A 12,587-nucleotide genomic window follows, 5' to 3' on the forward strand; every position below is an offset into this window, starting at 1 on the left:
ATGCAACGATGATCAAGAGTCTCTAGGCGTCCTTAGACTCTTCTTCACTATATGAAGAGCAGGTGGGCTGTGTGTCAGTCTACACCTTGCTGAAAAATGAATGTTTTTTATCGTATGCATAGCAAAAAGGAAGCATGCTCATGGCTAAACTTTATTGAGGACGTTTTTGGCAGGTCACACAAAAGTGCGTGCCGCGCCCTCCGACCACTGTTTTCTCGATGATGCTTCCGCATGTTTGGCAAGGCTCTCCCCGCCGGTCATATACAAGAAGCTGCAGCTGAAATGTTCCAATATCTCCTTGTGAGTTGATATAAGAACGAATCGTGCTTCCTCCCGCATCTACCGCTACTTGAAGCGTATCGATGATCTGTTTGTGAAGCACTTTGCAGGATTTCAGGCTGAGCTGATTCGCTTTCGTTTCTGGATGAATACCTGATTTAAACAGGACCTCATCTACGTAAATGTTACCAAGTCCTACGACAATCTTTTGATCAAGCAGTGCTGTTTTAACCACGCGAGTTGTTTTTTTCAATTGCTCCCATAAATACTCAGGAGTGAACTGTTCATCAAATGGTTCATATCCCAGCTGAGAAAGCGGGAGTTCCTTTTCCTCTTCACCCGGCTGAAATAAATGCATCGTGCCAAATTTACGCACATCATGGTACCGAAGCTCAGTACCATCTGTAAACGTAAAGACGACGTGTACGTGTTTATCATAAGGCTCATGCGCTTCATGTACACGGTATTTCCCTTCCATCCTTAAATGGGAGACCATCACATAATGGTCTAAATGAAAGAGGAGGAACTTTCCTCTTCTTTCAATGGTTTGTATGGTTTCTCCTACCATTCTTCTTGCGAACTCTTCCGGCTCCCCAGGACGTTTGATGATGTTTGGCCATTTGATATCGACCGTTTCAATCGTTTTTCCTTCGACTAACCGCTTGAGAGTGCGCCGGACGGTTTCAACTTCTGGTAATTCCGGCATGCTCCTCGCTCCTTTTTCTCTCTATTATTTATTTCGCATCGTACCAAGATGGACCTGAAGCAAAATCAACTTTTAGCGGCACATCAAGCTGAAGTGCGTTTTCCATGACTTCAGGAACAATCTTTTCAAGGATGGCGATTTCTTCTTTCGGCGCTTCGAAGATCAATTCATCGTGCACCTGTAATAAAAGATTTGCCTGCAGGTTTTCTTCTTTGAGCCTTCGCGCCATATCAATCATCGCTTTTTTAATAATATCAGCTGCACTGCCTTGGATCGGTGTGTTCATGGCTGTTCGTTCTGCAAAGCTTTTGATATTAAAATTACGGCTTGTGATATCCGGGATATACCGTCTGCGTTTGAGAAGTGTCGTGACGTAGCCTTTTTGTTTCGCTTCTTGGACGATTTCTTCCATATAGGTTTTCACGCCTTTAAAGCTTGTTAAATAGCGTTCGATAAAAGCGGCTGCTTCTTTTCTTGTGATCCCAAGGTTTTGAGAAAGTCCATAATCGCTGATTCCATATACAATACCGAAGTTTACAGCCTTGGCTTGTCTTCTCATAGCGGAAGTCACTTCTTCTTCTGAGACATGGAACACGTCCATCGCTGTTTTCGTGTGAATGTCCATGTCTTGCGTAAACGCTTCGATCAAATTCTCATCTTGTGAAATATGAGCGAGCACACGCAGCTCGATTTGTGAATAGTCTGCTGCAAACATGAGCCAGCCTTCTTTTGAAGGAACGAATGCTTGACGAATTTTCCGTCCTTCTTCTAAACGAATCGGGATGTTTTGAAGATTCGGATCTGTTGAGCTTAATCTTCCTGTTTGCGTGAGTGCTTGATTAAATCTTGTATGCACTTTATGTGTATCCTTGCGCGTAACTTTCATTAACCCTTCTACATAGGTCGATTGCAGCTTTCCAATTTGTCTGTAGTGCAGAATGGACCGAATGATTTCATGCTTATCTTCAAGCTTTTCAAGCACATCTGCAGACGTCGAGTAGCCTGTTTTTGTCTTCTTGATAATCGGCAGACCTAATTTTTCAAATAGGATGACGCCAAGCTGTTTAGGAGAATTGATGTTAAACGTTTCTCCTGCTAAGCGGTGAATGGTTTCTTCATATTCTTTGAGTTTTTTCGTTAATTCTTCACCCATTTTCTCTAGGCGCTCTATATCTACCTTTACTCCAAGAGATTCCATTTCACCTAAGATGAGAGCAAGTGGCAGCTCTAAATCTTCATACAGTTCGTGCTGATCATTTTTTTCTAATGCTTCAAGTGTTAAATCATGCAAGGCTGAGATCGCCGCTGCTTTTCGTCCAAGATGTTCTTTCAGTTCATCTTCAGGTGGAATCGCCTGCTTTGCTCCTTTTCCGTATACTTTTTCATCAGAAAGAGCGATATTCAGACCATATTCCTTCGCTACACTCGCGACGTCCTCATATGATTTCTGCGGGTTGACGACATAGGAAGCGAGCAGAACATCATTATCGACACCTTTTAGATCGACATCATGCCATCTCAGGGCGACAACTGCTCTTTTTGAATCAAAGACCCATTTTTTCTTTGTTTCATCCTGTACCCATTCTTTAAATGCTTCTGATTGAAGCGCATCTTCTTTCGTGATAAAAAACGCACCATTTTCATTATGGATCGCAAAACCGATCAAATCCGCTTCGTGATAATTATCTCCAAGCTGTTCTACCACAAGGGCTGCATGATCTGTCAGCATGTCGTCCCCTGCAGCTGTCATTTTTTTCACTTCTAATGCATCTACTTCGACCTGTTCATCTGTTTCTGGTGCTTCTCCTAGACGCTCTAGCAGCGTTTGAAAGCCTAGTTCTTTATAAAGAGAGATCACTTGATCCATGTGAGGGCCTTCATATGCCAAATCTTTGCTTGACACATCAATAGGTGCTTCTACAAGAATCGTCGCCAGCTCTTTACTCATGACTGCTTGTTCTTTATATTCTTCAAGTTTTTCTTTTAGCTTTTTCCCGCTCACTTCATCAATATGTTCAAGCAGATTTTCAACTGTTTCAAACTGCTTTAACAATTTAATGGCTGTTTTTTCACCTACACCTGGGACGCCTGGGATATTATCTGATGAATCTCCCATCAGCCCTTTCATATCAATGATTTGATCTGGTCGCAGGCCATATTTTTCTTCAATATGAGCAGGTGTGTAATATTCTACTTCTGTGATGCCTTTTTTCGTAATAGCCACTGTCGTATGATCTGTTGAGAGCTGTGTTAAGTCCTTATCTCCTGAGAAGATTTTGACTTCAAAGCCGTCTTTTTCTGCCTCGACAGCCAATGTACCGATAATATCATCTGCTTCATATTGAGGAAGCTCGTACCTTTTCACCTGATAGGCATCTAATAGTTCACGGATGAACGGCATTTGTTCTGATAGCTCTGGCGGAGTTTTTTGTCTTCCGCCTTTATATTCTTTAAATGTCTCGTGGCGGAATGTTGTTTTTCCCGCATCAAATGCGACGAGCATATGGGTAGGCTTCTCGTCCTCCAGCATCTTCATTAAGATCATCGCAAAGCCATAAATAGCATTTGTATGTACGCCTTTATCATTTGATAATAGCGGCAAAGCAAAGAAGGCTCGATATGCGAGGCTGTTTCCATCCACTAACACTAATTTCTTTTTGTCTGTCATGTTTTAATCCTCCATCGGCTGAGCCATCTCAGCCGTCTCTTTCACACATTGTATCTTCATTTTATCAAAGTTTATTTTGAAAAGAAAATAGTCGAGCCTGCATAAAAAAGGGACGAAAACAACAAGTGTTTTCGTCCTTCCAAAATTGGCTCCTTGGATGAAGGGGTTCCTATTCATCCTATCAATGAATGTTTAACAAAACATGAATTCATTGTAAAGATCATGTAAATTTTAACGTGACTTTCCTTTTTTTCTCTAAGTCGATTTCAGACTCACTGTAAAAGTCGTCCCTTTACCTTGTTTGCTGTGGACAGAAATCGTTCCTTCATGCGCTTCCACAAGGTGTTTGACAATGGCAAGACCAAGACCTGTACCGCCTGAATTCCTGCTTCTATCTTTATCAATTCGATAAAATCTCTCAAATATTCTTGGAATCTCGCTTTTCTTCATGCCGATTCCTGTATCTGCTACATCAAATTCATAGGCACCTTTCCGCGGTCTTGCTGAGATGGTAACACTTCCTCCCTCTGGTGTATAGGTCAGGGCATTATTGACGAGATTGAGGAAGATTTGCTTTAACCTTAGCGGGTCTGCCATGACATAGACCGGTTCTTTTGGGACACGCACATGTAGTTGAATGCCTTTTTCTGTAGCCTTTTGACTTAACAGCACTTGAATCTCTTGGATGATTTCTGTCGCATTGGCTTCTTGAATATTCAGCTTGAATTGCTGCTGCTCAATTTTAGAAAGATCAAGTAAGTCTTGAATCAATGTTTCTAGACGGACACTCTCTTTTAAAATGATAGAAAGGAATTCTGTCAGTGCTTCTTTGTCATCAATTGCGCCATCAAGAAGGGTTTCAGAAAATCCTTTAATCGATGTAATCGGTGTTTTTAACTCATGAGACACATTGGCAACAAAGTCTTTTCGCATCTGCTCCAGCTGCTTCGTTTCTGTCACGTCATGAAACACGAGGACAATTCCTTTCCATTCATCGTCTGTACTTAAAATGGGTACACCATCCACTTGGAAGTAGCGGCGTTCAATGTCAACGGCTAGACGTAAAAACTTCCGCACCTTCGTTTCTGTCATGAAAATTTCGTCAATTAATTCGATAATCTCTTCATGTGTAAACGCTTCGTGATACAGCTTGTGCATGTAAATGTGCTTTTGTACCTTAAACTGCTTGCGGAAGGTTCGATTGACTAGGTGGATATAACCCATCTTATCAATCAAAATAATCCCCGCTCCAATATTTTCAATGACCGTTTGCAGCCGGTCTCTCTGCATTTCACCGGCACTTGTCATTTCTTGAAGACTTCCTGCCAAACGCTTCATGGAAGTATTCAGTTCACTTGTTTCAATCATCAACTCTTCATAGTTATTCGTATCATAGTTCCCGCGTTCCAGCTGTTTGGCTACCTTTGTAGCATAATCAATTGGTTTCACATATTTCATCGACATGCGGTACCCAAAGAAAACGATGATGATAATCGCCGAGCCAAGACAAAAGGCTAATGCAAGCCAGAGCTGGCCGTCAATTTCATTTAAAGGCTCGTATGACGCATGGAGAAATAAATAACCCGCTGGTTCGTTTTGTTTCAGGATCGGGACAGCATAATGAAACAGCGCATCCTTCTCATCGTCAATGACGACCCCTTTTGTTTGGAGACGTTCATTGTTCAGCGTGTTTCGAATGATGGCCCTTTGTTCTGCTTGACCCGTTGTATGTATGATATTCCCCTTCAGGTCCACAATCGACGCATTCATATCAAAATGCTGCTTTGCCTGATGGAGGACCTCCTTGTTTTGCTTCGCCTTCAGATCGTCACCATTCATGGAAGACATTAGGAAGCTCGATTCCTTTTCCATTCGTTCCGTTAATTTGGTTTCATAGAAAACATGGAACATGTGGTCCAAGAAAAGACCAAGTGCCACAAACACAATAAAAAGGAGAAAAATGAGTCCCGAAAACAGACGGGTTCTAATTTTACTCATTTGACTTTGGCTCCTCCAATTTGTAGCCTAAGCCGCGAATCGTTTTAATGTATGTTGGTTTTTTCGTGTTCTTTTCAATTTTGTCCCGCAAGTGGCTAATATGGACATCCACAATACGAGTGTCACCTGCAAAGTCATAATTCCAAACGGCACTTAACAATAAATCACGCGTGAGGACACGTCCTTTATGCTTCGCCAAATAAAGCAGCAGTTCAAACTCTTTTGGTGTGAGCTCTAGACGTTCTTCCTGGAAATAGACTTCGTAGTGTTCTGGTAAAATGCGCAGTTCACCAATTTTGATTTGGTCTGCAATGATCTCTTCCTTCTCCTCTTGCGTGGGGGCAGGCTGAGATTGCTGTGCTCTTCTCAAGATGGCTTTTACCCGAGCACCCACTTCTCTAGGACTGAATGGCTTTGTCATGTAATCATCGGCTCCAAGCTCAAGGCCTAGCACCTTATCAAATTCATCGTCCTTTGCTGTCAGCATTAAAATAGGGAACATCATTTTTTGAATTCTCAGTTGTTTGCACACTTCAATGCCGTCCATCTTCGGAAGCATTAAATCTAATACAATGAGATCAGGCTGTTCACTTGCTGCTTTTTCAAGCGCTTCTTCCCCGTCTCTTGCTGTGACGACATCATAGCCCGCTCTTTCAAGGTTATAGCTTAGAAGTGTTACAATCGATTCTTCATCATCCACAACTAATATTTTTTTATTCATGTTGTGCCTCCAATTAGTGATTTCCCCTGCATCCGTTTTTTGTATCTTATGTGAAAAGCGAGAAGTCATGCTTTCTCTTTCATTTTAACGAAAGCTTAACAAGAGGACAATTTAAAATTTCGACAAGATTTGTTTTGTAAACAAAAAGAAGACTCCTCATGAGAGAAGCCTTCTTTTTTATTCATATTAAGACAATACTTTCATGACATTCTTAACAGATTCAACAGAACGGTCAAGCTGACTTCTTTCTTCTTCTGTCAGCTCAAGCTCGATGATCTTCTCAAGACCGTTGCCACCTACGATTGTTGGTACACCTAGGTAAATGCCTTCGTAGCCATATTCACCTTCAAGGTAAGCAATCGTCGGCATGACGCGGCGCTGATCTTTAAGGATCGCCTCAACCATTTCGACTAGTGAAGCAGCAGGAGCATAATATGCACTACCGTTACCTAATAGGTTCACGATTTCGCCGCCGCCTTTTCTTGTTCTTTCAACAATTGCATCAATTCGATCTTTTGGAATCAATGTTTCAAGCGGGATACCGCCTGCATAAGAGTAACGAACAAGAGGAACCATGTCATCGCCATGTCCACCAAGTACAAAGCCCGTCACATCTTTAACAGATAGGTTTAATTCTTGAGCAACAAACGTACGGAAACGTGCTGTATCAAGAATGCCCGATTGTCCAATGACTTTTTCTTTTGGTAATCCTGATTCTTTATAAACTGCATACGTCATTGCATCAACAGGGTTTGTTAACACAACAATGATGGCTTCTGGAGAATATTTAACGATTTCGCGTGTCACACTGCGCATGATTTTTTCATTTGTTGACACGAGATCGTCACGGCTCATTCCCGGCTTTCTTGCAATTCCCGCCGTAATGACCACGACATCAGAACCGGCTGTATCTTCGTAGTTAGAAGTTCCTGTAATGTTTGCATCGAAGCCTTGAACAGGACTTGCTTCCAGCATATCAAGTGCTTTCCCTTTTGTTGGGTTCTCAAGCTGCGGGATATCGACTAATACGACGTCCGCTAATTCTTTTTGAGCCGTTAGAAATGCTGTAGTTGCTCCAGTAAAGCCTGCTCCGATGACAGATACTTTTTTACGCTTGTTTGCCATTTCCTTTTTCCCCTTTAACTTTAAAGTTTAAGAATCAAGACAAGTTTTTGATGAGCTCGTCAGCAAACTCAGAACATTTCACTTCTGTTGCGCCATCCATTAATCTAGCAAAATCGTAAGTGACGACTTTTGATGCAATTGTTTTTTCAACAGATTGAATCACTAGATCAGCTGCTTCCTGCCAGCCAAGGTGCTCAAGTAAAAGCACGCCTGATAGAAGAACAGAAGATGGATTCACTTTATCAAGACCAGCATATTTAGGTGCTGTTCCGTGAGTCGCTTCAAAAATAGCGTGTCCTGTTTCGTAGTTGATGTTCGCACCTGGTGCGATACCAATTCCACCAACTTGTGCTGCAAGAGCATCAGAGATGTAATCTCCGTTTAAGTTCATTGTTGCCACAACATCGAACTCAGCTGGACGAGTTAGGATTTGTTGAAGGAAAATATCTGCAATGCTGTCTTTGACAATAATTTTGCCAGCAGCTTCTGCTTCACTTTGCGCTTTGTTTGCCGCATCTTTTCCATCTTGTTCTACAATACGATCATATTGTGCCCATGTAAAGACCTTGTCGCCAAACTCTTTTTCAGCCACTTCGTAGCCCCAGTTTTTGAAGGCACCTTCTGTAAATTTCATGATGTTTCCTTTGTGAACAAGCGTCACAGACTTACGGCCTTGGTCGATTGCATATTGGATAGCCGCTCTGACAAGGCGAGAAGTTCCTTCTTCAGAAACTGGCTTGATTCCGATACCTGACGTTTCTGGGAAACGGATTTTGTTTACACCTAATTCATTTTTCAAGAAGTCAATTAACTTCTTCACTTCGTCTGATCCTTTTGCATACTCGATGCCAGCATAGATATCTTCTGTGTTCTCACGGAAGATGACCATATCTGTGTCTTCTGGACGTTTCACAGGAGACGGTACGCCTTGGAACCAGCGAACTGGACGTAAGCATGTGAATAGATCAAGCTCTTGTCTAAGTGCCACGTTTAATGAACGGATTCCTCCGCCGATTGGTGTTGTCAGTGGTCCTTTGATCGCGATTAAGTATTCACGAATGTCTTCAAGTGTTTGCTCAGGAAGCCATTCTCCAGTTTTATTGTAAGCTTTCTCACCTGCATATACTTCTTTCCAAGTGATTTGCTTTTCACCTTTATATGCTTTTTCTACAGCTGCTTCAAGTACTCTTGATGCTGCTTTCCAAATGTCAGGACCGATTCCGTCCCCTTCGATAAACGGGATAATTGGATTATTTGGTACATTCAATACGCCGCCAGTAACTGTAATTTTTTCGCCTTGTGACAATGATATTACCTCCCAGGTTATGTAGTGAATATTTGAAACTTCTTGGCTTGATGTCTGCAAGCGAAGAAGTTTTTCACGTGATTCGTTTTTTGTTGATATAGAGGCTGATTGGCCTTCCTGAGGATCAGCCCCCGCTTATTCTATAAACATTAGTCTCTTTCACTGATCGGAACAAAGGTTTGAAGATCAGGTCCAATGTAGTCAGCTCTTGGACGGATGAGACGGTTGTTGTCATACTGCTCTAGAATGTGAGCAATCCATCCAGAGAATCGGCTGATCACGAAAATTGGTGTAAATAAGTCATGATCAATCCCAAGACTGTGATATACAGATGCAGAATAAAAATCAACATTTGGTGGAAGATTTTTCTCTGATGTCACGATTTCCTCTGCGCGAACAGACATTTCATACCATTTCGGCTCGCCAGTGAGGTTTGTTAAACGCTGGCTCATTTCTTTTAGATGCTTTGCACGCGGGTCACCTTGACGGTATACGCGGTGGCCAAAGCCCATAATTTTTTCTTTCTTCTCTAGCTTACCATGAATATAGGAATCTACGTTTTCAACTTCGCCAATTTCTGAAAGCATCTTCATCACGCCTTCGTTGGCTCCGCCATGAAGTGGCCCTTTCAGCGCACCGATAGCCGCTGTTACACCAGAGTAGATATCTGATAGTGTAGCAACACATACACGTGCTGTAAATGTCGATGCGTTTAATTCATGATCCGCATGTAGAATGAGTGCCTTATCAATTGCCTCAATTTCTACTGGTGACGGCTCTTCGCCATTTAGCATATACAAGAAGTTCGCAGCATAGCTGTATTCTTCTTTTGGCTGTACAGGCTCAAGTCCCTTTCGAATGCGTGAAAACGTAGCGACTAGTCCAGAAATTTTCGCCTGTAAACGAATGGCTTTTCTGTAATTCGCTTCTTTGTCCATAATCTCTGATTCGTCATCGAGTAAACCTAGTAAGGATACCGCTGTACGAATCGCAGACATTGGATGAACCCCGTCCAGCGAATACGATTTAAAGTGCTCAATGATTTCTTGCGGAATGTGAGCATTTTCATTGAGCTGCTGTTTTAACTCACTCAGCTCTTGCTCATTCGGCAGCTTTAAGTGCCATAACAGGTAGACAATTTCTTCGAATGTAGCTTTTTCAGTTAAATCATCGATATTGTACCCTACATAAGTAAGAGTATCATCAATAATTGAGCTTACGGATGAAGTTGTTGCCACAATACCTTCAAGACCTCTTGTTGCTGTCATGTTCAATCTCCCCTTTTTAAAAAGATTCCCCTTCGTTGCAGAATTCTCGCTTTTTGAAAGCGCTATCCAATCCGAATAAGACGGCAGGTTCAGAAAAGAAAATGCTTACATTTACCTATACGGTTAGAGCGCTTTTAGCCTCATATCTCTTGTGTGATCAATGAGTTCAAAATTAAGCCTATTCCCATTATAAACAATAATCAGACATTTGTTAAATGTTTAACTATAATTTTTTTTGATATTTTTTTTTCCAGTCTTCCATATAAGGCATGGAATAAAGGGATTTTGCTTCTTTTATTATATTTAATTATGTTTTTTTGCAAAAGCTCACGCAAGAAAAAAATAAAAAAGAAAGTGGCATGAACCACTCTCTTTTCAACCGCTGAAAAATTTCACAGCCTGCATCGCCAAATAAGCAATTCCTGCTCCGATCAGCGGACCGACAGCTACACCTTTAAATAAGCTGACTGCCAAAATTGTCCCGAACACAAGCGCTGCCGTGATATGCGGATCATTTTCGAGTAGCACAATACCGTTTTTTGCGATTAATGCTACTAATATACCCGCCCCAAGTGCAATCCAAGCATAAGAAGATTTCATGGCTTCTCCAAGCTGCTTAAATCCAATGTCACCTGTTGCAATAGGAACAAGCACAGCAATTGTAATGACGGTGACACCCCAATTGATGCCTTTTGATTGGAGAACCGGGAAAATTTTTTGATCCAAACCAATCAGCTTAATCGCAATCAGCACAGAAACCGCTAAAATTAATGAATTGTTCTTTGCAATAAGTGCAATAACGAGTAAAAGAACCAAAAATAAATTTGCTTGAGTAAACATACGCCGCCCCTTCCTTTCTTTTTATTGCGACCTTTTCATATTACTAATCTTTTTGAATAAAATGAAGTATCGGACATGCTTGTTTTTTGGAGGGGATTGTGTGAATCACACCTATATGGCCATTTTTCTGCGAAGTTTGATGATGATCAGCATTGCTGTATTTGCGGTTGTCTTTTTATATCAGTCTTTTCCTTTTTTATATCCTTTTTGGATTGCACTTATTGTATCCTGCCTGATTCATCCTGCCGTATGCAAAATAGAAGAGATCACCGGAATGCCGAGAGGAATTGTAGTAGTCATTGTACTATTGCTCTTTTTAGTGGCAGCAGCCGGTTTCATCACACTCTTAGTAGCAGAAATTATTTCAGGAAGTGCTTATTTAGCAAAGGTTCTGCCTGGACACCTTGATCAAATGATTGGTATTGTCGAACGGTTTTTTACAGATAAGATTCTGCCTTTGTACCATGATGTCACCGCCCAATTTAATACGCTTCAAGCAGGTCAAAAGGAATCGATTTTAGGACAAATCCAAGCGCTAGGCGATGAAGCTGCCGCAAAAATAGGGACTTTTCTTTCAAAAACGCTCGAGCTTATCCCGGCTTTTTTAGGTCTTTTGCCTGATGCAGCCGCAACCCTTTTGTTTTCTGCACTGGCGACTTTTTTTATCACGAAAGATTGGTTTACGTTAAAAAAATATGGCTCTCGTATCTTTCCCGCAAAATGGAGGCAGCATACACGCGCCATTTTATCTGAAATCAAAAAAGCCATTACCGGTTTTATGAAGGCGCAGCTTCTGCTTGTTGCTATGACCATCGGCCTCGTCGTCATTGGGCTGATCATCTTAAAAGTCGAGCATGCCTTTGTCATTGCTTTATGTATTGGGTTTGTCGATTTACTTCCTTATATCGGGAGCGGTACTGTTTTTCTGCCTTGGATCATTTACTCCGCTATGACAGGAAACCTTTCACTCGCTATCGGGCTCGGCATTTTGTATATTGTCGTGCTCATTCAAAGACAAATTTCAGAGCCAAAAGTCTTAAGCAAGTCCATTGGGCTTAATCCTTTAGCAACGCTTGTGGCATTATTTGTCGGGTTAAAATGCTTTGGTTTTCTTGGACTTGTCATTGGTCCTGCTTCCCTTGTCGTGTGGCAGGCATTTCGTAATGCAGGTGTTTTTAGAGATATCTATCAATACATTCGGTACGGCATGCAAAAGTAAAAGAGACCTTGAGCTCAAGGTCTCTTTAGCGAATAATCGTATAGCGATTGCGATTAGACATGTTTCTAAGCCAGCGTTCAAAGAGCGGCTTGATTTGCTTTCTCGTCATCGGAATGAGTAGCAGCGCACCAATGATATCCGATAAGAAGCCGGGAATGAGCAGCAGCAGACCGCCAATCAGAATGCAAAAACCATCGACAATCGTTACCCCTGGCATTTTGCCATATTGTAAATCTCTCTGCACTTTTTGAAAAGCTTCGATTCCTTGCTTTCTTGCAAAATAAGCACCTAGTGCACTCGTGAGTACGATCATCAGCATCGTTGGCAAAATGCCAATGATTTTACTTGATATTAAAAATAAACTGATTTCCAATGCAGGGAACAGAATCAATAATAGTAGCAAATATTTTTTCAACCATATCACCTCATGGGGTATCTTTCATCGAAAGCTGTTTTA

The 12,587-nt window shown here is 41.6% G+C and carries 10 protein-coding genes; 1 reads left to right on the top strand and 9 read right to left on the bottom strand.

Annotation, left to right across the window (positions count from 1 at the left end):
- Positions 1–151: 151 nt before the first annotated feature.
- From mutM to C6Y01_RS08680, 8 genes are all read right to left on the bottom strand, one after another.
- Entirely contained in the window at positions 152–985 is an 834-nt protein-coding gene (gene mutM, locus C6Y01_RS08645; RefSeq protein WP_034661834.1) for a DNA-formamidopyrimidine glycosylase, read from the bottom strand.
- 28 nt (positions 986–1,013) lie between these two features.
- Complete coding sequence (polA, locus tag C6Y01_RS08650) at positions 1,014–3,653, bottom strand: DNA polymerase I (protein ID WP_095285560.1); 2,640 nt, start codon at positions 3,651–3,653, stop codon at positions 1,014–1,016.
- Positions 3,654–3,908: 255 nt separating this feature from the next.
- Positions 3,909–5,651 carry a two-component system histidine kinase PnpS gene (pnpS, locus tag C6Y01_RS08655; RefSeq protein WP_106038060.1) on the bottom strand — a complete coding sequence of 581 codons (1,743 nt, stop codon included), beginning with the start codon at positions 5,649–5,651 and terminating at the stop codon, positions 3,909–3,911.
- Positions 5,644–6,372: a response regulator transcription factor gene (locus C6Y01_RS08660; protein WP_066030564.1), complete on the bottom strand. Its 729-nt coding sequence runs from the start codon at positions 6,370–6,372 to the stop codon at positions 5,644–5,646. The genes pnpS and C6Y01_RS08660 overlap by 8 nt, the downstream gene beginning before the upstream one ends.
- 186 nt (positions 6,373–6,558) lie before the next feature.
- The gene (gene mdh / locus C6Y01_RS08665; protein WP_034661844.1) at positions 6,559–7,497 is read right to left on the bottom strand and encodes a malate dehydrogenase; all 939 of its coding nucleotides are present in this window, start codon (positions 7,495–7,497) and stop codon (positions 6,559–6,561) included.
- 34 nt (positions 7,498–7,531) lie between these two features.
- The gene (gene icd / locus C6Y01_RS08670) at positions 7,532–8,803 is read right to left on the bottom strand and encodes an NADP-dependent isocitrate dehydrogenase (RefSeq protein WP_008346060.1); all 1,272 of its coding nucleotides are present in this window, start codon (positions 8,801–8,803) and stop codon (positions 7,532–7,534) included.
- Between the two features lie 149 nt (positions 8,804–8,952).
- A complete protein-coding gene (gene citZ / locus C6Y01_RS08675) occupies positions 8,953–10,071 on the bottom strand; it encodes a citrate synthase (protein WP_034661848.1) in 1,119 nt (372 codons plus the stop codon).
- 375 nt (positions 10,072–10,446) lie between these two features.
- Positions 10,447–10,911, bottom strand: a complete 465-nt coding sequence (locus tag C6Y01_RS08680; RefSeq protein ID WP_007501699.1) for a DUF441 domain-containing protein — start codon at positions 10,909–10,911, stop codon at positions 10,447–10,449.
- Positions 10,912–11,011: 100 nt separating this feature from the next.
- On the opposite strand from C6Y01_RS08680, the gene ytvI reads away from it, so the two are divergent.
- A complete protein-coding gene (ytvI, locus tag C6Y01_RS08685; RefSeq protein WP_034661849.1) occupies positions 11,012–12,130 on the top strand; it encodes a sporulation integral membrane protein YtvI in 1,119 nt (372 codons plus the stop codon).
- Positions 12,131–12,155: 25 nt separating this feature from the next.
- On the opposite strand, the gene C6Y01_RS08690 is transcribed toward ytvI, so the two are convergent.
- The gene (locus C6Y01_RS08690; RefSeq protein ID WP_034661850.1) at positions 12,156–12,545 is read right to left on the bottom strand and encodes an FxsA family protein; all 390 of its coding nucleotides are present in this window, start codon (positions 12,543–12,545) and stop codon (positions 12,156–12,158) included.
- Positions 12,546–12,587: the final 42 nt, after the last annotated feature.

The organism is Bacillus sp. NMCC46 (genome assembly GCF_002998465.1).
GTDB lineage: Bacteria > Bacillota > Bacilli > Bacillales > Bacillaceae > Bacillus.

What these genes read in the sequence shown, in the direction of transcription:
- citZ (WP_034661848.1), bottom strand. Translation starts at nt 10,071, where the DNA reads ATGACAGCAACAAGAGGTCTTGAAGGTATTGTGGCAACAACTTCATCC.
- C6Y01_RS08660 (WP_066030564.1), bottom strand. Translation starts at nt 6,372, where the DNA reads ATGAATAAAAAAATATTAGTTGTGGATGATGAAGAATCGATTGTAACA.
- C6Y01_RS08680 (WP_007501699.1), bottom strand. Translation starts at nt 10,911, where the DNA reads ATGTTTACTCAAGCAAATTTATTTTTGGTTCTTTTACTCGTTATTGCA.
- polA (WP_095285560.1), bottom strand. Translation starts at nt 3,653, where the DNA reads ATGACAGACAAAAAGAAATTAGTGTTAGTGGATGGAAACAGCCTCGCA.
- pnpS (WP_106038060.1), bottom strand. Translation starts at nt 5,651, where the DNA reads ATGAGTAAAATTAGAACCCGTCTGTTTTCGGGACTCATTTTTCTCCTT.
- mutM (WP_034661834.1), bottom strand. Translation starts at nt 985, where the DNA reads ATGCCGGAATTACCAGAAGTTGAAACCGTCCGGCGCACTCTCAAGCGG.
- mdh (WP_034661844.1), bottom strand. Translation starts at nt 7,497, where the DNA reads ATGGCAAACAAGCGTAAAAAAGTATCTGTCATCGGAGCAGGCTTTACT.